At 69.4% G+C, this 19860-nt stretch carries 17 protein-coding genes and 1 pseudogene; 11 read left to right on the forward strand and 7 right to left on the reverse strand.

The annotated features are described in order from the left end of the window. Positions 1 to 42 precede the first annotated feature (42 nt). From ABD648_RS10475 to ABD648_RS10490, 4 genes are all read left to right on the forward strand, one after another. Positions 43 to 402, forward strand: coding sequence for a YybH family protein (locus ABD648_RS10475; RefSeq protein WP_282214896.1), 360 nt, complete (start codon positions 43 to 45; stop codon positions 400 to 402). A gap of 87 nt (positions 403 to 489) precedes the next feature. Next, positions 490 to 2559 carry an APC family permease gene (locus ABD648_RS10480; protein ID WP_282214897.1) on the forward strand — a complete coding sequence of 690 codons (2070 nt, stop codon included), beginning with the start codon at positions 490 to 492 and terminating at the stop codon, positions 2557 to 2559. A 29-nt stretch (positions 2560 to 2588) separates the two neighbouring features. Continuing rightward, entirely contained in the window at positions 2589 to 3296 is a 708-nt protein-coding gene (locus ABD648_RS10485; protein ID WP_282214898.1) for a ThuA domain-containing protein, read from the forward strand. Positions 3297 to 3364: 68 nt separating this feature from the next. After that, positions 3365 to 3493: a hypothetical protein gene (locus tag ABD648_RS10490; RefSeq protein WP_282214899.1), complete on the forward strand. Its 129-nt coding sequence runs from the start codon at positions 3365 to 3367 to the stop codon at positions 3491 to 3493. Between the two features lie 265 nt (positions 3494 to 3758). Here the strand turns inward: ABD648_RS10490 and ABD648_RS20230 are convergent. After that, positions 3759 to 4938 (reverse strand): annotated as a pseudogene (locus ABD648_RS20230) (SLC13 family permease). Positions 4939 to 5247: 309 nt separating this feature from the next. On the opposite strand from ABD648_RS20230, the gene ABD648_RS10505 reads away from it, so the two are divergent. From ABD648_RS10505 to ABD648_RS10530, 6 genes are all read left to right on the forward strand, one after another. Continuing rightward, positions 5248 to 5337, forward strand: coding sequence for a potassium-transporting ATPase subunit F (locus ABD648_RS10505; RefSeq protein WP_136055757.1), 90 nt, complete (start codon positions 5248 to 5250; stop codon positions 5335 to 5337). Then, positions 5337 to 7016, forward strand: a complete 1680-nt coding sequence (gene kdpA, locus ABD648_RS10510; protein ID WP_282214900.1) for a potassium-transporting ATPase subunit KdpA — start codon at positions 5337 to 5339, stop codon at positions 7014 to 7016. The genes ABD648_RS10505 and kdpA overlap by 1 nt, the downstream gene beginning before the upstream one ends. A gap of 1 nt (position 7017) precedes the next feature. Next, positions 7018 to 9210, forward strand: a complete 2193-nt coding sequence (gene kdpB / locus ABD648_RS10515) for a potassium-transporting ATPase subunit KdpB (RefSeq protein WP_282214901.1) — start codon at positions 7018 to 7020, stop codon at positions 9208 to 9210. Between the two features lie 82 nt (positions 9211 to 9292). Further along, complete coding sequence (gene kdpC, locus ABD648_RS10520; RefSeq protein WP_282214902.1) at positions 9293 to 9895, forward strand: potassium-transporting ATPase subunit KdpC; 603 nt, start codon at positions 9293 to 9295, stop codon at positions 9893 to 9895. Then, positions 9892 to 12465 carry an ATP-binding protein gene (locus ABD648_RS10525; protein WP_282214903.1) on the forward strand — a complete coding sequence of 858 codons (2574 nt, stop codon included), beginning with the start codon at positions 9892 to 9894 and terminating at the stop codon, positions 12463 to 12465. The genes kdpC and ABD648_RS10525 overlap by 4 nt, the downstream gene beginning before the upstream one ends. After that, positions 12462 to 13133, forward strand: a complete 672-nt coding sequence (locus ABD648_RS10530) for a response regulator (RefSeq protein ID WP_282214904.1) — start codon at positions 12462 to 12464, stop codon at positions 13131 to 13133. Before ABD648_RS10525 ends, ABD648_RS10530 begins: the two co-directional genes overlap by 4 nt. A 272-nt stretch (positions 13134 to 13405) precedes the next feature. On the opposite strand, the gene ABD648_RS10535 is transcribed toward ABD648_RS10530, so the two are convergent. Then, entirely contained in the window at positions 13406 to 14209 is an 804-nt protein-coding gene (locus ABD648_RS10535; RefSeq protein ID WP_282214905.1) for a tryptophan-rich sensory protein, read from the reverse strand. Between the two features lie 116 nt (positions 14210 to 14325). After that, positions 14326 to 14886: a TetR/AcrR family transcriptional regulator gene (locus ABD648_RS10540; RefSeq protein WP_282214906.1), complete on the reverse strand. Its 561-nt coding sequence runs from the start codon at positions 14884 to 14886 to the stop codon at positions 14326 to 14328. Between the two features lie 96 nt (positions 14887 to 14982). Between ABD648_RS10540 and ABD648_RS10545 the strand changes: the two genes are divergently transcribed. Next, the gene (locus tag ABD648_RS10545) at positions 14983 to 15825 is read left to right on the forward strand and encodes an alpha/beta fold hydrolase (RefSeq protein WP_282214907.1); all 843 of its coding nucleotides are present in this window, start codon (positions 14983 to 14985) and stop codon (positions 15823 to 15825) included. 145 nt (positions 15826 to 15970) lie between these two features. Here the strand turns inward: ABD648_RS10545 and ABD648_RS10550 are convergent, their stop codons facing one another. The 4 genes from ABD648_RS10550 to ABD648_RS10565 are packed head-to-tail and all read right to left on the reverse strand — an operon-like array spanning position 15971 to position 19836. Then, a complete protein-coding gene (locus ABD648_RS10550; RefSeq protein WP_282214908.1) occupies positions 15971 to 16924 on the reverse strand; it encodes a siderophore-interacting protein in 954 nt (317 codons plus the stop codon). Further along, positions 16914 to 17714 (reverse strand): ABC transporter ATP-binding protein, encoded by an 801-nt coding sequence (locus ABD648_RS10555; RefSeq protein ID WP_282214909.1) that lies wholly within the window; start codon positions 17712 to 17714, stop codon positions 16914 to 16916. The genes ABD648_RS10550 and ABD648_RS10555 overlap by 11 nt, the downstream gene beginning before the upstream one ends. Continuing rightward, the gene (locus tag ABD648_RS10560) at positions 17711 to 18784 is read right to left on the reverse strand and encodes a FecCD family ABC transporter permease (protein ID WP_282214910.1); all 1074 of its coding nucleotides are present in this window, start codon (positions 18782 to 18784) and stop codon (positions 17711 to 17713) included. Before ABD648_RS10560 ends, ABD648_RS10555 begins: the two co-directional genes overlap by 4 nt. Beyond that, the gene (locus ABD648_RS10565) at positions 18781 to 19836 is read right to left on the reverse strand and encodes a FecCD family ABC transporter permease (RefSeq protein WP_282214911.1); all 1056 of its coding nucleotides are present in this window, start codon (positions 19834 to 19836) and stop codon (positions 18781 to 18783) included. The genes ABD648_RS10560 and ABD648_RS10565 overlap by 4 nt, the downstream gene beginning before the upstream one ends. Between the last annotated feature and the right edge of the window lie 24 nt (positions 19837 to 19860).

A 19860-nucleotide genomic window follows, 5' to 3' on the forward strand; every position in this document is an offset into this window, starting at 1 on the left:
ACGGTCTTGACGCCCCTGCCGGCCCGGTCTACAACTGACCACATGAGCAGCGCCGGAGAGACCTGGACCGAGGCATACGTCGACGCATGGCGATCGAACGACGCGCAGCAGATCGGCGCGCTGTTCGCCGAGGACGCCCGGTACCTGACCAGTCCGGACTCCGAACCCCGGGTGGGACGGGCCGCCATCGTGGCCGGTTGGCTCGAGGATCTCGACGACCCGGGCACCTGGAGCTTCGAGTGGTCGATCATCCACGAGGACGAGAGTCTCGTGCTCATCCAGGGCCGCACGCAGTACCCCGCAGAGCGCGACTATCTGAACCTCTGGGTCGTCCGTCTCGATGCCGAGGGTCGGGCGACCGCGTTCACGGAGTGGTACATGCCGCGTCCGCATCAGGACTGACCCGGGCCCGTAAGGATTCCGTGAGGGTCATCCGACACGCCGTAGGGATTCCGTGAGGATGGCGTGAGGAAGCCGTCGGCAGGCGTAGTGTCGCCGGACGTGTCAGACGAAATCAAGGACGGCGCGGATTCACCCCCGCGGGCCAAGCGCATCCTCATCGGCGACCCGCTGACGAGTGAGCAGGTGGAGGACCAGCTGCTCCCGAAGAAGATGGCGCTACCGATCTTCGCGTCGGACGCGCTGAGCTCGGTGGCGTACGCGCCGCAGGAGCTCGTGATGATCCTGCTGATCGGCGGACTCACCTTCCTGTCGTTCACTCCCCTGGTCGCGGCCGCGGTCGTCCTGCTGCTGATCGTCGTGGTCCTCAGCTACCGGCAGCTCATCAAGGCCTACCCCTCCGGCGGAGGCGACTACGAGGTCGCCTCGAAGAACCTCGGCGAGATCCCCGGCGTGATCGTCGCGGCCGCACTGCTGGTCGACTACGTGCTGACCGTGGCCGTCTCGGTCGCCTCGGGCGTGGACAACATCATCTCCGCGGTCCCCGGTCTCGATCCGCTGCGCGTGGAGCTGGCGGTCGGATTCGTCATCCTGATCATCATCGTGAACCTCCGCGGCGTGCGCGAGGCATCACTCGTCTTCGCGATCCCCACGTACGTGTTCATCGCCTCGGTCGCCTTCATGATCGTGACGGGGCTGGTGCGCACGTTCCTGGGAGACGCCCCCATCGCCTCGAGCGCCGAGTTCTCGGTGCAGGCCGAGAATCTCAGCCAGGCCGCCGTCATCCTCCTCATCCTGCGCGCGTTCTCGAGCGGATGCTCCGCCCTCACGGGCGTGGAGGCCGTGTCGAACGGCGTGCCCGCGTTCCGCACCCCCAAGGTGCGCAACGCGCAGTCGACCCTCGTGCTGATGGGTTCGATCGCCGCCTGCCTGTTCGCGGGGCTCACCGCCCTGGCCCTGATCACCGGCGTGCACTACGCCGAGAATCCATGCGACCTGATCGGCTTCGACTGCGCGAATCCGCAGCCCAGCCTGATGGCGCAGATCGCGAGCGCGACGTTCGGCGGTGGCAGCATCCTGTTCTTCATCGTGCAGGCGGCGACGGCCTGCGTGCTGCTGCTCGCGGCGAACACGGCGTTCAACGGATTCCCGCTGCTCGGTGCGGTCCTCGCCCGCGACGGCTACGCGCCGAAGTCGCTGAACACCCGCGGAGACCGCCTTGTGTTCTCGAACGGCATGATCCTGCTCGGCATCGGCGCCATGATCGTTCTCGTGGTGTTCCAGGCGCGCCTGACGACACTGATCCAGCTGTACATCATCGGCGTCTTCGTGTCGTTCTCGCTTGGCCAGATCGGCATGGTGCGGCACTGGCGGAGGGTCCTCCGCACACCCGACGACGCGTCCGGCGCGGCAGCATCCGATCGCCGCTCCGCGAGAGTGGGGCTCATCATCAACTCCGCCGGCGCCGTCATGACGGTGGCCGTGCTGCTGATCGTGACGATCACCAAGTTCACCCACGGCGCGTATCTCGTGTTCTTCGCGATCCCGATCCTCGCGTTCCTGATGATGGGCGTGAAGCGGTACTACCGCGACGTCGACCACGAGATCGCGATCGACGACACCACCCGCTTCGGCGCGACGGGCGACGTCGCGATCGTCATGGTCAGCAAGCTGCAGAAGCCCGTCGCGAAGGCCGTCGACTACGCGGTCGCCGCGAAGCACGGCAAGACGATCGCGGTGCACGTGGCCGTCGATGCGGATGACGCCAGCGAGCTGCAGCAGCAGTGGGCCGACCATCTGATGCCGATCCCGCTCGTGATCCTCGAGTCGCCGTACCGCTCGTTCGCGCAGCCGGTGACCCAGTTCATCAAGCAGTACCGGGCCAAGCACGGCTCCTCGGTCGTGACCGTGTACCTGCCGCAGTACATCGTCGGCCACTGGTGGGAGTCGTTCCTGCACAACCGCCGCGCTCGTCGCCTCGCCAACCAGCTCATGCTCGTGCACGGGGTGTCGATCACGCTCGTCCCCTGGCTGCTGGACTCCTCCGAGCTCATCTACGGGCGTCGCTCGCGGCCGCTGCCGGGACAGGAACGCGCCGGACGCCCGGTCGTCGTCTCGGGACGGCGCGCACACCGCCCGGGCGGTCCGCCTCAGGAGTGATCGCGGCGCGGCATCCCTAGGCTGAGGGCATGAACTCACGCAGAGCCCTGATCGTGCGCGGCGGCTGGTCGGGACACCAGCCGGTGGAGACCACGGACCTCTTCGTCCCGTTCCTCGAGCAGAACGGCTACGACGTCAGGATCGAGGAGTCCCCCGAGATCTACGCGGATGCCGCCGCGATGGCGGAGACCGATCTCATCGTGCAGTCCGTGACCATGTCGGAGATCTCCGGTGCCGCCGTGAAGGGTCTGCGCGATGCCGTGCTCGCGGGTACGGGGTTCGCGGGCTGGCACGGTGGCATCGTCGACTCGTACCGCGCCAACTCCGACTACCTGCAGCTGGTCGGCGGGCAGTTCGTCAAGCACCCCGCGAAGGCACCGGAGCAGATCCGCGGCGACGGTGCCGACAGCTTCCTGCCGCACACGATCGACATCACCGATCTCGGACGCGATCACGACATCACGCGCGGCATCGACGACCTCGCGCTCACCACCGAGCAGTACTGGGTGCTGCACGACGACCTCAACGACGTGCTGGCCACGACGACGCATCCGGCGCGCTCCGATCAGCCGTGGCACCGCCCCGTGACCTCGCCGGCGGTGTGGACCCGCTCCTGGGGTGCCGGGCGCGTCTTCGTCGCCACCCCTGGGCACGATCCGGATGTGCTGCGCGACGCGAACGTCCGCACCATCGTCGAGCGCGGGCTGCTGTGGGCGAGTCGCGGGAGTTCGGCGTAGCGGCGACCGATACCGGCCTCTTCCCGAATTCCCGTGAACCTTTCTTCCGGGATCGGGCAATAGCTTGTATGACCATTCACGACTCGCACACCGTCGACCCGGCATCCGTCTTCCTCCCGCAGACCGTACAGGTCGACCTCAGCTGGCTCTTCGCCGACCTTCAAGCAGGCAACCCGACGTCGACGCGGTCGGCGTAGCGGCGGAACGAGGAGCGTCGGACGGTTCGGCGCGTCAGACGTCGTCGACCGACCCCAAGACGACCCGCTTCGCCTCATCGACACGCTCTGAGTAGTCCGGGGGAAGCCTCGTCGATCAGAGTCTCGAGTTGCGCCTCGAGATCCGCGAGAGACCATCGGCCGCGGTGTCATCCCACGCGGCGTCGTACCCTTCTGAGAACGCCTGGTCGTACGCCTCCTCCAGATTCGTCATGGCCACATGCTAGCCAACCACCTCGACATCGAGTCAGGCCGCGACGAGGGCGAGCACCAGGGCGGCGACCGCCACCGTCGGCACGGCCACGACGACGCCCCAGAGCATGAAGCGCGGCCAGCTGATCGTGACGCCGAGCGCGACGATGCGGTGATGCCAGAGCAGCGTCGCGAGGGAAGCCCAGGGCGTGATGAGCGGGCCCAGGTTCACGCCGATCAGGAGCGCCATCAGCGCGACGGGGTCGCCCGCGGCGGGCTCGAGGATCAGATAGGCGGGGAGGTTGTTCACGCCATTGGCGGTGACAGCGCCCATCGCGGCGAGCTGGAGAAGCGCCCCCACCCCGTGACCGCTCGGCGCGACGTCCGTCAGGAAGTCCAGGATGCCGTTGGCGTGCGCGGTCTCGACCAGCACGAAGAGCGCGGCCGCGAGGCCCAGCGCCTGCCACGGCACCAGCCCGAGCCGCAGGACGTGCCGTCGACGCACGGCGAAGAGCACGAGCATCGAGAGCGCCGCGACCGTGGCGGGGATCCAGACGTCATGCGTGAGCGTCAGCAGCGGCAGCAGCACCACCAGCACCCCGACCGCGCCCCAGAACAGCACACGGTCGGGCGGTGTGCCCGGCTGCGGCACCCGATAGGCGCCGAAGAGGGTGCGGCGGTGGGCGACCGTGAGGATCGCGACCGGGATGAGCACGCCGACCAGCGTCGGAGCCCAGCTGAGCGCGAGGAACGCGGCGGGGTCGGCGCCGATGGCGGGAGCGGCGAGCAGGTTCGTCAGGTTCGAGGACGGGCAGAGCGAGGGATGCCGTGTTCGCCAGCCACACCGTCGCGAGCGCGAACGGCAGCGGGGAGACGCCGATGCTCTGCGCGAGCACCACCACGACCGGCGTCACGATCACGGCCGTGGTGTCGAGCGACAGGAACACGGTGCTGACCACGGCGAGCGCGACGACCGATGCCCACAGCGCGACGACGCGGCCGTGTCCCCAGCGGGCGAGCCGCTGCGCGAGCACGTCGAACACACCGGCATCACGGGCGAGCTCGGCGACGATCGTGATGGCCACCACGAATCCGAGGACCGGGGCCGTGCGGAGGCCGAGGGCACCGGCATCCGCACTCGGCAGGATGCCGCTGATCGCGCATACCGCGGCGACGGCGATGAGCGTCAGGACGATCACCGTCCCCGCCCCGATCCGCCGTCTGGTCGCACCCACTCCGTGAGCTTAGAACCGCGAGGGTTCTTCCGGTCGCACTTCGCGCTGCCACGCGAGGTTCCGGTCGCAGTTCGCGCCGCCTTTCGCTGCAGAGGGCGGCAGCAACTGCGACCGGAACGCGGTCCTTGTCGACGCCCATCGTGAGGGCCGCGCATGGGTCGCGCCGGAACCCGTAGGGGAACCGTGAGGATCGACGGATGCTGCACCGTACGGGAGTTGTATCGACTCCGTGCTCGACATCATCTACATCGCGCTGACTCTCGCGCTGTTCGCCCTCGTGTCCCTGGTCGCGAAGGGGGTGGAGCGACTGTGATCGTCTTCGAGATCATCGCCGCCGCCCTCGCGGTCGCCGCCGTCGTCTACCTCGTGGTCGCCCTCGTCGCTCCGGAGAGGTTCTGATGGATACGTCGATCTGGTTCGGCATCCTGCAGGTCACGGCCGTCGTGGTCGTGCTCGTCCTGCTGTATCGCCCCCTCGGCGACTACATCGCCCACGTCTACACGACCCCGCGCGACCTCCGCGTCGAGCGCGGCCTCTACCGCGTGATCGGGGTCGACTCCCGGTCCGAGCAGACCTGGCGTGCATACGCCCGCAGCGTGCTCGCCTTCTCGGTCGTCGGCGTCGTCCTCGTCTACGCGCTGCAGCGCCTCCAGGCTTTCCTGCCGCAGTCGCTGGGCCTGCCCGCCGTGCCGGAGGGACTCGCTTTCAACACCGCGGCCTCCTTCGTCGCCAACACGAACTGGCAGTCGTACTCGCCGGAGCAGACGATGGGCTACGCCGTTCAGCTCGCCGGGCTCACCGTGCAGAACTTCGTCTCGGCGGCGGTCGGCCTCACCATCGCGATCGCGCTGATCCGCGGTCTCGCCCGCCGCGGCTCGTCGACGATCGGCAACTTCTGGGTCGACCTGACCCGCGGCCTCGGACGCCTCCTGCTCCCGATCGCGCTGATCGGCGCGGTGGCTCTGCTCGCGGGCGGCGTCATCCAGAACTTCGCCGGCTTCACCGACGTCACCACGGTCTCGGGCGGAACGCAGACGATCCCCGGCGGTCCGGTCGCCTCTCAGGAGGCGATCAAGCTCCTCGGCACGAACGGCGGCGGGTTCTTCAACGCCAACTCGGCGCACCCGTTCGAGAACCCCAGCGGGTTCACGAACCTGCTCGAGATCCTGCTGATCCTCATCATCCCGTTCGCGCTCCCCCGCACTTTCGGGCGCATGGTCGGCGACCACCGCCAGGGCTACGCCATCGCCGCGGTCATGGGCACGATCTTCCTCGTCTCGACGTTCGCGCTCTCTGCGCTCGAACTCGCCGGCCGCGGCAGCGCCCCAGAGCTCGCCGGAGCCGCGATGGAGGGCAAGGAGGCGCGCTTCGGCATCCTGGGCTCCACGCTGTTCGGCACGGCCAGCACGCTCACGTCCACCGGCGCGGTCAACTCCATGCACGACTCGTACACGGCCCTCGGCGGCATGATGCCGATGCTCAACATGATGCTCGGCGAGGTCGCCCCCGGCGGCGTGGGCTCGGGCCTGTACGGCATGCTGGTGCTCGCGATCATCGCGGTGTTCGTCGGCGGGCTGCTCGTCGGCCGCACCCCCGAGTACCTCGGCAAGCGCATCGGGCCGCGCGAGATCAAGCTCGCGAGCCTCTACATCCTCGTGGTGCCGGCGCTCGTCCTCGGCGGTACGGCTCTGAGCTTCGCGATCCCCGGCATCCGCGAGGACGTCGAGTCGACCAGCATCCTGAACCCCGGCGTGCACGGCATGAGCGAGGTGCTCTACGCCTTCACCTCGGCCTCGAACAACAACGGCTCGGCGTTCGCCGGGCTCACCGCCAACACCCCGTGGTTCAACACGGCCCTGGGCGTCGCGATGCTGCTCGGCAGGTTCCTCCCGATCGTGCTCGTGCTGGCCCTGGCCGGCTCGTTCGCGGCACAGGAGCGGGTCCCCGCCACCTCGGGCACGCTGCCCACTCACCGGCCGCAGTTCGTCGGCCTCCTCCTCGCCGTGACGGTCATCGTCACCGCACTCACGTACTTCCCGGTGCTCGCGCTGGGACCCCTCGCTGAAGGACTCGTCTGACATGACAATCGATACCGACGTTCACGAGCCTGACGTTTCGTCTCGCTCCGCTCGCTCGACGACCGAGGCGCCTGCCCGCGCCTTCGGATGGGCACAGCTCGTGCAGGCGCTCCCTGGAGCGCTGCGCAAGCTGAACCCGACCGCGCTCGTGCGCAACCCCGTGATGCTGCTGGTCTGGGTCGGCGCCGCCTTCACCACGGTGCTCGCGATCGCGGAGCCGTTCCTGGGCGGACCGGCCGACTCCGGTGGAACGCCCGTCCCCGCCCCGTTCACCTGGGGCATCGCGGTGTGGCTGTGGCTCACCGTGCTGTTCGCGAACGTCGCCGAGTCCGTGGCCGAGGGCCGCGGCAAAGCCCAGGCCGCGACCCTGCGCAAGACCCGGACGAGCACCATGGCGCGGCGGGTCGTCGCTCACGATATGTCGAGCGATCCGCTCGCCGAATCGGCCGAGGTGGTCGAGGTCTCGTCGGCGGAGCTGCAGCGCGACGACGTCGTGATCGTGACCGCGGGTGAGCTCATCCCCGGCGACGGCGACATCATCGCCGGCATCGCAACCGTCGATGAGTCGGCGATCACGGGCGAGAGCGCCCCGGTCATCCGCGAGTCGGGAGGCGACCGCAGCGCCGTCACCGGCGGCACCCGCGTGCTGTCCGACCGGATCGTGGTGCGCATCACCTCCAAGCCGGGCGAGACCTTCGTCGACCGCATGATCGCCCTCGTCGAAGGCGCGAGCCGGCAGCGCACACCGAACGAGATCGCGCTGAACATCCTGCTCGCGAGCCTCTCGATCGTGTTCGTGGTGGTCGTCCTCGCCCTCAACCCGATCGCGTCGTACGCCGCGTCGCCCGTCAGCATCCCGGTCCTCATCGCGCTGCTCGTGTGCCTCATCCCGACGACCATCGGGGCGCTGCTCTCGGCCATCGGCATCGCGGGCATGGACCGCCTCGTGCAGCGCAACGTGCTGGCGATGTCGGGACGAGCGGTCGAGGCGGCCGGAGACGTGACGACACTGCTGCTCGACAAGACCGGCACCATCACCTACGGCAACCGTCGCGCACACGAGGTGCTGCCGCTTCAGGGCGTGGGAGACGCCGAGCTGCTGCGCATCGCGGCCCTCTCGTCGCTCGCCGACCCGACTCCCGAAGGCGCCTCGATCGTCGAGCTGGCCGCGAGCCGCGGCATCCGGGTCGAACAGCCGACGGATGCCGTCATCGTGCCGTTCACCGCGCAGACGCGCATGAGCGGCCTCGATCTCGCCGACGGCACGCAGATCCGCAAGGGTGCCGGCTCCGCCGTGCGCGCCTGGCTCGGGCTCGGGGGCGACGACACGGAGCTGACATCTCTGACGGATGCCGTCGCCTCCAGCGGCGGCACCCCCCTCGTCGTCGCGGTGAAGGGACCGGAAGGCGTTTCGTCTCGCTCCGCTCGCTCAACGACCGAGGCCGCCGACGACGACCGCATCCTCGGGGTCGTGCACCTCAAGGACATCGTCAAGGACGGCCTGCGCGAGCGCTTCGACGAGCTGCGCAGCATGGGTATTCGCACCGTCATGATCACGGGCGACAACCCGCTCACCGCCAAGGCGATCGCTGCGGAGGCCGGTGTCGACGACTTCCTCGCCGAGGCCACGCCCGAGCAGAAGCTCGAGCTGATCCGCCGCGAGCAGGAGGGCGGACGCCTCGTCGCGATGACCGGCGACGGCACGAACGATGCTCCGGCCCTCGCGCAGGCGGATGTCGGTGTCGCGATGAACACCGGCACCTCGGCCGCGAAGGAGGCCGGCAACATGGTCGACCTCGACTCGGATCCGACCAAGCTGATCGACATCGTGCGCATCGGCAAGCAGCTGCTGATCACGCGCGGGGCGCTCACGACGTTCTCGCTCGCCAACGACATCGCGAAGTACTTCGCGATCATCCCGGCGATGTTCATGGGCGTCTTCCCCGGACTCGCCACCCTCAACATCATGCAGCTGCACTCCCCGGCATCCGCTGTCACCAGCGCGATCATCTTCAACGCGATCGTGATCGTCTTCCTCATCCCGCTCGCCCTCCGCGGAGTGAAGTACCGCCCGGCGAGCGCCTCGCAGATCCTGCAGCGCAACCTGCTGATCTACGGCCTCGGCGGCGTGATCGCGCCGTTCATCGGTATCAAGCTCATCGACCTCGTCGTCAGCCTGATCCCCGGATTCTGACGCTTCGACAGGCTCAGCGACCCCAGGTTGGGTCCCTGAGCCTGTCGAAGGGCCCCACCCCGCACGTCGAAAGGTTCCACACATGTCCTCCACCCGCACCGCCGTCCGGACCACGGGCGTCGCCGTCCGCGCGATGCTCGTCCTCACCCTCGTCCTGGGCGTCGGCTACACGCTGCTCGTCACCGGTATCGGGCAGCTGCTGCTCCCCGGCCAGGCGAACGGCTCCCCGCTTCCCGACGACAAGGGCAGCGCCCTGATCGGCCAGTCGTTTACGGATGCCGACGGCGAGGCTCTGCCCGAGTACTTCCAGTCCCGCCCCTCGGCGGCCGGCGACGGGTACGACGGCACCGCCTCGAGCGGCAGCAACCTCGGCCCCGAGAACCCCGACCTCGTCGCCGCGATCGAGGAGCGGAAGACGGCGATCGCGGAGCGCGAGGGCGTCTCGCCCGACGAGGTCCCGGCCGACGCGGTGACGGCATCCGGCTCCGGTCTCGACCCGCACATCAGCGTCGCGTACGCGCTGCTGCAGGTGCCGCGCGTCGCCGAAGCCCGAGGCATGAGCGAACAGGACGTCCGCGCCGTCGTGGAGTCTAGGATTCAAGGGCGGGATCTGGGATTCCTCGGCGAGGAGCGCATCAACGTCGCCGAACTCAATCTCGCGCTGGATGACGGGGAGGGCGCATGACGGACGGGCCGACCCGCAGTCGACCGCAGGGACCCAGTCGGGCTCACGGGTCCAGGGGCCGCCTCCGCGTGCTCCTCGGCGCCGCTCCCGGTGTCGGCAAGACCTTCGAGATGCTGGCCGAAGGGCGACGACTCCGCGAGGAGGGGCACGACGTCGTCATCGCCATCGTCGAGACCCACGACCGCGCCGCGACGCTCGCCCAGACCGTCGGCCTGGAAGAGGTCCCTCGTCGCGTCGACCTGCACCGCGGCGTTCCGCTGACCGAACTCGACCTCGACGCGGTCCTCGCTCGATCGCCCGAGATCGCGCTCGTCGACGAGCTCGCCCACACGAACAGTCCCGGCTCGCGGCATCCGAAGCGCTGGCAGGACGTCGATCAGCTGCTCGCCGCCGGAATCGACGTGATCACGACCGTCAACGTGCAGCACGTCGAGTCCCTGAACGCGGTGGTCGAGAAGATCACCGGCGTCGCGCAGCAGGAGACGATCCCGGATGCCGTCGTCCGCGCGGCCGACGAGATCGAGGTCGTCGACCTCGCCCCGCAGTCGCTGCGGGATCGGCTCTCCGCCGGCCACGTCTACCCGGCAGAGCGCATCGACGCGGCGCTGTCGAACTACTTCCGCCTCGGCAACCTCACCGCGCTCCGAGAGCTCGCTCTTCTCTGGCTCGCCGACGAGGTCGACAGTGCGCTGCGCAGCTACCGCGCCGAGCAGGGCATCGAGGGCACCTGGCAGGCGCGCGAGCGGGTGGTCGTCGCGCTCACCGGCGGGCCGGAGGGCGAGACCCTGCTGCGCCGCGGCGCCAGGATCGCCGCACGCTCGGCAGGCGGAGAGTTGCTGGCCGTGCACGTGTCCGCGCAGGACGGCCTGCGCACCGAGACCCCCGGCGCCCTCGCCGCGCAGCGCACACTCGTCGAGTCACTCGGCGGCAGCTACCACCAGGTCGTCGGCGACGACATCCCCGCGACGCTCGTCGAGTTCGCCCAGGGTGCCGACGCCACGCAGCTCGTCATCGGCGTCAGCCGGCGCGGACGCCTCACAGCCGCGCTCACCGGACCCGGCATCGGCGCCGAGGTCATCCGTCGATCCGGCGACATCGACGTGCACATCGTCACCCACGCCGCGGCCGGCGGAAGGCTCGCGCTCCCGCGCATGACCGGCGGCGCACTCGGCTGGCGCCGCCAGGTGCTCGGCCTCGCCGTCGCCCTGGTGTTCGGGCCCTTGCTCTCCTGGATCATGTTCACGTTCCGCAGCCCGGAATCGATCACGTCCGAGGTTCTCGCCTACCAGCTTCTGGTCGTGGTCGTCGCCCTCATCGGCGGCATCCGCCCTGCCGTGTTCGCGGCGGTGCTCTCGGGTGTCACGCTCGACTTCCTCTTCGTCGCCCCGCTCTTCACGATCACGATCGCGCATCCGCTGCATGTGCTCGCCCTCGCGCTGTACGTCGTCATCGCGATCCTGGTGAGCATCATCGTCGACCAGGCGGCGCGGCGGGCGCGCACCGCCCAGCGCGCCGCGGCCGAGGCGGAGCTGCTCGCCGCCGTCGCCGGCAACGTGCTGCGCGGCGACAATGCGGTGCTGGCCCTCGTGAGCCGCACCCGCGAGGCGTTCGGTCTCAGCGGCGTGCGCCTTCTCTCTCCTGACGGCGAGGTGCTCGCGAGAGACGGCGAGCCTGTGGCCGACGGCCGCGCCACGACGATCCCGGTCGGCGTCGGCGCGAACGGCACGCCCCGTGCCGTTCTCGAGCTCAACGGCGCCCCGCTCGCCGGCCCCGAGCGCCGCCTGCTGGACGCGATCGTCGCGCAGCTCGCGGCCGCGATCGAGCACACAGACCTGCGCGCGACCGCGCTCGAAGCCGAGGCCCTCGCCGAGACCGACCAGGTGCGCAGCGCACTGCTGTCGGCGGTCAGCCACGACATCCGCCGGCCGCTGGCTTCGGCCGTCGCCGCGATCGGCGGTCTGCGCGGGGCGCATGAGCTGTCGGCATCCGATCGCGCCGAACTGCTCGCCACGGCCGACGAGAGCCTTGCGACACTGTCGGCCCTCGTCACCGATCTGCTCGACGTGAGTCGCGTGCAGGCAGGAGTACTGGCGGTGTCGGCGACCCGGCTGGAGGCGACGGCCCCGATCCTCGCGGCGGTCGACGAGCTCGGCTTCGGTCCGTCCGATGTGGAGCTCTCCCTCGATCCGACCCTCCCCGCGCTCCAGGCCGACCCGGTGCTCCTGCAGCGGGTGCTCGTGAACGTGCTCGCCAACGCCCACCGCCATGCCCCCGAAGGCAGCCGCGTGCGGGTCTCGACGAGCACCCTCGGCGACCGCGCCGAAATCCGCATCATCGACCGTGGTGCCGGAGTCGCCCCCGAACGCCGCGACAGCATCTTCCAGCCGTTCCAGCGCTTCGGCGACACCGACAACACCACGGGACTCGGTCTCGGACTCGCGCTGTCGCGCGGATTCACCGAGGGCATGGGCGGTACTCTGACACCCGAGGACACGCCTGGTGGCGGCCTCACGATGGTCATCTCCCTGCCGCTGGCTGCAGGGTCCACCGACTTGGAGGAGATGGAGTGAAGCTCCTCATCGCCGACGACGACCCGCAGATGGTGCGGGCGCTGCGGATCACCCTGGCGGCGCACGGCTACGAGGTCGTCGTCGCAGCGGACGGAGCGGCCGCAATCGCGGTCGCTGCGCAGACGCATCCGGACCTCATCATGCTCGACCTCGGGATGCCGAGGCTCGACGGCATCGAGGTGATCCAGGCGCTGCGCGGTTGGACGAACGTGCCGATCATCGTGGTGTCCGGACGCACGGGCTCCGCTGACAAGGTCGAAGCGCTGGATGCCGGGGCGGATGACTTCGTCACGAAGCCGTTCCAGGTGGACGAGCTGCTGGCGCGGTTGCGAGCGCTCTCGCGTCGGTCCGCTCCCGCCGGGGGCGAGTCGGTGGTGACGTTCTCCGATGTCGTCGTGGATCTCTCGACGAAGACGGTGACCCGAGGCGGCTCACGCGTACACCTCACGCCCACCGAATGGCGGATGCTGGAGCACCTGTCGCGGCATCCGGGCGCTCTCGTCACACGGCAGGATCTGCTCAAGGAGATCTGGGGAAGCGAGCAGGTCTCCGACTCCGGGTATCTGCGGCTCTACATGTCGCAGCTGCGTAAGAAGCTTGAGCAGGAGCCGAGCGCGCCGGTGCACCTGCTCACCGAGTCGGGGATGGGCTACCGGCTCGTGCTCTGAGGTGCGCTTCGACAAGCTCAGCGACCCAGGATCTTGATCCCTGGACGATTGTTTGGGTCCCTGAGCTTGTCGAAGGGGCTGCCCGTCGAGACGCTTCGACAAGCTCAGCGACCCAGGATCTTGATCCCGGAGCCTGTCGGGTCTTGGGTCCCTGAGCTTGTCGAAGGGGCCGTCGGGGGCTTGCGGACCTGACACCTGTTGTCGGGATCCGGGGCACAGTCCGACACGAGGTGCCAACACCGCGACGGCGTCGGCTCTCGACACAAGACGTTCTAGGCCCGAGCTGACCCGCCCGCACTCGCGCGGCCCCGCAGCACCGCCACGACACCGGCGACGACGAGCAGCACCGCGACGATGATCGCCGTGATCGCAGTGGTGGTGCTCTCCGGCTCGCCCGTGAGGCGGCCGACGGCCAGCCAGGCGAGACCCCACGCGGTCGCGAGCGCCGGGGCGATCCGTCCGGTGAACCACGCGGATGCCACGCCGATCACGAGCACGACCACCAGCACGGCGACGGCCCAGGCCTCGGCCTGATCACCCCAGCTCGAAGGAACCGTCTGCGTGAGCCACGCGGTGATGTTGGCGACGGTCGCGATGGTGACCCACCCGAAATGGAGGCCGTTCGCACCGTCGGTGAGGATGCGGTCGGCGAGGTTCTTCGCCGGGAAACGCCCCAGCAGGACGATGACCCGCGCGATCGTCGCGAGCAGCAGCGCGATGACGATCCAGGTGAGGACCAGCGTCAGGAACTGCGCGGTCACGAGCCAGAGGCCGTTCAGCACCATGGTCGCGGCGACCCATCCGCCGACAGCGCGCTGACGCTCGTCCGCGCGCTGGGGCGGGAGTGCCTGCCACACCGTGTATGCGATCAGTCCGAGGTAGATCAGGGACCAGATCGAGAAGGCGGGTCCGGCCGGGGCGAGGTACGACCCCTGCGCCGAGAGGGCGCCGTCCTGCAACTCGTCCACCGACGTGCCTCCGAAGGCGCCGGAGCCGACGGCGGCGGCGATCAGCATGAAGGATGCCGAGGCGATGATCACGGTCTGGCGGATGATGTCCTGCGTCCGGGATTCCATGCCTGCGACAGTAGCCTCCTCCTGCGCGCGCGGCAGGAGGATTGACAATCGGCATCCAACTCGCTAACCAGGTAAGACACACACGAGGTTCGCGAGTCCGCGGGGGGACGGATGTCTCAGGCGACGGCCGCGTCGATCAACACCTCGGCGGCACTGCGCGCCTGCACCGCGACCTGCGGGTCGGCCGAGATCGCCGCCGTGCTCTGGGCACCCTCGGCGAGGATCGACAGCTGGGCGGCGAGCAGCGGAGACGCCCCGGTGCTCGCCACGAGCCCGGCCATGTACTCCTGGAAGGAGGCCTTGTGCGAGCGGACGATCTCGGCGACCTCGGGGTTCGTGCCGCCGAGCTCGCCGAATGCGTTGATGAAGGCGCAGCCGCGGAAGTCATCGGTGCAGAACCAGTCCTCGAGGTAGCCGTAGACGGCGAGCAGGCGGGTGCGCGCGTCGTCACCGGCATCCGTCACCGCGGCCGACAGGCCGGATTCCCACTGCGCGTGCTTGCGCGCGAGGACGGCGGCGACGATGTCGTTCTTGGCGGGGAACAGCCCGTAGAGCCGACGCAGCGACACGCCGGCGGCGGCGCGCAGCTCGTCCATGCCCACAGCCGCGTATCCCTTGCGGTAGTAGAGCTCGTCAGCCGCCGCAAGGATCTGTTCACGCACAGTTTCCTCGGTCATGATCTCAGTGTACTTGACATGAGAACGAACGTTCTCTATGTTGGTCATATCGAGCGAGAACGATCGTTCTCACCGGAACCGAAAAGGATCAGGATCATGGGTTACATCACCGTCGGAAACGAGAACAGCACCCCGATCGAGCTGTACTACGAAGACCAGGGAGCCGGTCAGCCGGTCGTCCTGATCCACGGCTATCCGCTCGACGGCCACAGCTGGGAGCGCCAGACCCGCGAGCTCCTCGCCCAGGGCTACCGCGTCATCACCTACGACCGCCGCGGCTTCGGCCAGTCGTCCAAGGTGAACGCCGGCTACGACTACGACACCTTCGCCGCCGACCTGAACACAGTCCTCGAGACCCTCGACCTGCGCGACGTCGTGCTCGTCGGCTTCTCGATGGGCACCGGAGAGCTGGCCCGCTACGTCGCCACCTACGGCCACGAGCGCGTCGCCAAGCTCGCCTTCCTCGCCTCGCTCGAGCCCTTCCTCGTGCAGCGCGACGACAACCCCGAGGGTGTTCCGCAGGAAGTCTTCGACGGTATCGAGGCAGCCGCCAAGGGCGACCGCTTCGCCTGGTTCACCGACTTCTACAAGAACTTCTACAACCTCGACGAGAACCTCGGCTCGCGCATCAGCGAGCAGGCCGTCACCGGCAGCTGGAACGTCGCGATCGGCAGCGCACCCGTCGCCGCCTACGCCGTCGTCTCCGCCTGGATCGAGGACTTCCGCGGTGACGTGGAAGCCGTGCGCGCCGCCGCCAAGCCCACGCTGATCCTGCACGGCACGAAGGACAACATCCTCCCGATCGACGCCACGGCCCGCCGCTTCCACCAGGCGGTGCCGGATGCCGACTACGTCGAGGTCGAGGGCGCCCCGCACGGCCTCCTCTGGACGCACGCCGACGAGGTCAACGCCGCACTGAAGGCGTTCCTCGCGAAGTAGCATCCGCGCTTCGGTCGAGCGCTGCGCGCCTCACCAGGTCTTGTGCGCCTGACAAGGTCGGAATCCTCGGATTCGGCCTTGTCAGGCGCACTTCTCCGTGCCAGGCGCACGCACGACGAACGCGCGGATGCCGTGGCGAAACGCGTCAGCCGCGCATCGCGACGCCGCGGCGCCAGTAGCCCATGAAGGCGACCTGCGAGCGGTCGATGCCGAGGTCCTTCACCAGGTGCCGGCGGAGCGTCGTGACGACACCGCTCTCGCCCGCGATCCAGAAGTAGCGCTCCGCGGGAGCATCCGTCACCGTGATGTCCTCGCCGAGACCCGAGTAGTCCGGCGTCTCCCAGAGCAGGTCCTCGGTGTCGATGTCCTTCACGCGGATCTCCTCGGCGGCATCCGCGTCGCCCAGGTATCCAAGCACGGCGGGGATGAGCGTCAGTCCGTGCAGCTCGCCCGCATCGCGCGGCAGCCAGTGCACCTCGACATCCGCGGGCGCATCGATCGCCAGGATGTCAGCCGGAGTCGGCACCTCGATGAAGGCGACGCCGCGCACATCGCGAGGAGCGTCCTCGAGGATGCGGGCGATGGCCGGGGCCGCGGTCTCGTCGCCGACGAGCACGACCGAGCGGGCGCTGCCCGGTTCGTACTCCGCACCGCCGTGCTCGGTGACACCGCGCCGCGGTCCGACCAGGAACAACTCCTGTCCGACCGCTGCTCCACTCGCCCACAGCGAGGCCGGACCGGTCAGACCCGGCTCCAGATGCAGCACGAAGTCGACGACGACCTCGGTGCCCGCCTCGGTCACGCGCAGCTCGCGCACGGAGTAGGTGCGCATCGAGCCGCGCTCCTCCTCCGGAACCGCGAGGTACGAGCCCCACCAGTCATGCGAGGACCGATCGATCGGAGGCAGGATGCCGGATGCCGGCGGGAAGACGAGCTTGATGCGGGAATCGAAGACCTCGCCCGGCGTGCCGAACTCGAACAGCTCGTCGCCGCCGAACGTCACCCGCACGAAGGAGGGCGAGACGCGGTCGACCGCGCGCACCTCGGCGCGGGTGAGGATGTAGGTGGGCCGCTCGGTGGTGGTCGTCTCAGCGGACATGATGCCTCCCGATAGGTGTGACCATCGGCTTTCCGGAAACCGGGTCGGTGGTGATCTGGTTGGCGAGGCCGAAGACCTCTTCCACGATGTCGGCGGTGATGACCTCGTGCGGGGCGCCCGAGGCGTGCACCCGACCGGCCTTCATCGCGACGAGCTCGTCGGCGTACCGCGCGGCCATGTTGAGGTCGTGCAGCACCATGACGATCGTCGTGCCGCGTGAGACGCTCAGGTCGGTCAGCAGGTCGAGCACCTCGATCTGGTGCGCGACGTCGAGGAACGTCGTCGGCTCGTCGAGCAGCAGGATGTCGGTCTCCTGCGCGAGGGCCATCGCGATCCAGACGCGCTGGCGCTGACCGCCCGACAGCTCGTCGACGCTGCGGTCGGCGAGGTCGGTGACTCCGGTCGCCTCGAGCGCATCGGCCACGACCTCGTAGTCGTGGGCGCTCCAGCGGGCCAGCGCCTTCTGGTGCGGGTGGCGACCCCGACCGACGAGGTCGGCGACGGCGATCCCCTCCGGCGCGATCGGCGACTGCGGCAGCAGGCCGAGGATGCGCGCGACCTCCTTCGTGGGGCGCGCGTGCACGGACTTGCCGTCGAGCACGATCTGCCCCTCCGTCGGGGAGAGCAGCCGCGCGAGCGAACGCAGCAGCGTGGACTTGCCGCATCCGTTCGCTCCGACGATGGTCGTGATCCGCCCCGGCGCGATCTGCAGGTCGAGTCCGTCGATGATGGTGCGGTCGCCGTAGGCGAGGGTCACCCCCTCCGCCGACAGAGTGTGCGAGACGGTCATAGCGAACCCCCGGAGCGGTTGATGCGGATGAGGAGATAGATCAGGTACGGAGCGCCCAGCACGCCGGTGACGACGCCCACCGGGTAGCGCGTGCCGAGCGCGAACTGGGCGATCAGGTCGCCACCGAGCACGAGCACGGCACCGACGAACGCGCTCGGCACGAGGAGGTTCGCGCCGGGTCCGGTGAGGCGTGCGGCGATGGGGCCGGCCATGAACGACACGAACGCGATCGGACCGGTCGCCGCGGTCGCGAAGGCGAGCAGGGCGACCGCGCTGAGGATGAACAGCAGCCGCGTGGAGTTCACGCGCACACCGAGCCCCGCGGCCGAATCGTCGCCGAGCTGCATCGCCCCGAGCGCCCGCCCCTGCAGCAGCAGGAAGGGCACGATCAGCGCCGCGGCGATCGCCATCGGCAGGACGCGCTCCCAGGAGGCGTTGTTCAGGCTGCCGGTGAGCCACTGCATCGCGACCTGGATGTCCCAGTTCGGCGCACGCGAGAGCAGGTACGAGATGACGCTCTGCAGCATCGTCGCGACGCCGATCCCGATCAGGATGAGCCGGGTGCCGGCGAAGCCCCCCTTGATCGAGAGCAGGTAGATCGCGACCGCCGTGACGAGGGCGCCCACGAGGGCGAGCATCGAGACGACCGGCCCGTTGACCGAGAGCACGATGATGCCGACGACCGCCGCCGCGCTCGCGCCGTTGGAGATGCCGATGATGTCGGGGGAGGCGAGCGGATTGCGCAGCAGTGTCTGGAAGCTGACGCCCGCGATGCCGAAGGCCAGCCCGGTGAGCACGGCGAGGAGAGCCCGCGGCAGCCGGAGGTCGCCCACGGTGAAGGAGGCTCCGGGGACCGTCTCCCCGAGGATCACGCGGATCACCTCGCCGGGCGTGTAGAACGTGTTGCCGACCATGAGGGCCGTGGCGAACAGCGCGAGGACCAGGATGCCGAGGACGATCGTCGCCGTCGCGTGGCGGCGGTGCCGCGCGCGCCGGCCGGCGACGATGCGGGTCACGCGCTCCGAGGCGGACTGCACCGGCCGGTCGAGGGTGTGCTCGGTCGTGCTCACAGCTCACGCACCTTCTGGCGACGGACGATCCAGATGAAGAACGGGGCGCCGATGATCGCGGTGATGATCCCCACCTGGATCTCCTCCGATGACGGCGCGATCACGCGGCCGACGATGTCGCTCAGGAGCAGCAGCGCGGCGCCGGCGAGCGCCGAGAACGGCAGCAGCCACCGATGATCGGTGCCGATGAGCATCCGGCAGACGTGGGGGATGACCAGCCCGACGAAACCGATCGGGCCGGCGATCGCGGTCGCCGCACCCGCGAGGACCACGGCGCCGAGAGCCGAGAGCATCCGCGTGCGGAACACGTGCTCTCCCAGCCCCTTCGCCATGTCGTCGCCGAGGGCGAGGGAGTTCATTCCCCGGGAGCAGAGGAAGCAGATGAGCGCGCCCAGCGCGAGCACGGGCGCGGTGATCGCGATGCGCGGCCACTCCGCTCCGCCGACGCCGCCGATCTGCCAGGACTGGAAGGTCTGCAGCAGGTCGACGCGCGGGAGCATGATCGCGCTGATCAGCGATGCGAGCGCCGCCGAGGTCGCCGCCCCGGCGAGCGCGAGCTTGAGCGGTGTCGCGCCGCCGCGGCCGAGGGATCCGACCGCGTAGACGAACACCGCGGCGACCGCGGCACCGACGATCGCGAACGCCATCTGACCGTAGGGGTTCGCGAGGCCGAAGAAGGCGATCCCGACGACGACCGCGAGCGAGGCGCCGTTGGAGACGCCGAGGATGCCGGGGTCGGCGATCGGGTTGCGGGTGACCGCCTGCATCGTCGCACCCGAGAGCGCCAGGGCGGCGCCGACGAGGAGCGCGAGGACCGTGCGCGGGATGCGCTTGATGATCGCGGCCTGCGCGATGGTGTCGTCTTGCCCGCTGAAGGCCGCGACGATGTCGTCGAAGCTGACGGAGCGCACACCGAACGACACCGAGAGGATGCTGAGCACCACCAGGACCGCCACGCCGATGAGCAGCCAGACGGTGCGCACCAGCACCGGACGCCGCAGGTCGGCGGCGCCCGGTGCTGCGCTGTTCGGCGCGAGGGTGGTGGAGGTCACGGCTTCGTCATCCCGCTGATGCGG

The organism is Microbacterium luteolum (assembly GCF_039533965.1).
Lineage (GTDB): Bacteria > Actinomycetota > Actinomycetes > Actinomycetales > Microbacteriaceae > Microbacterium > Microbacterium luteolum.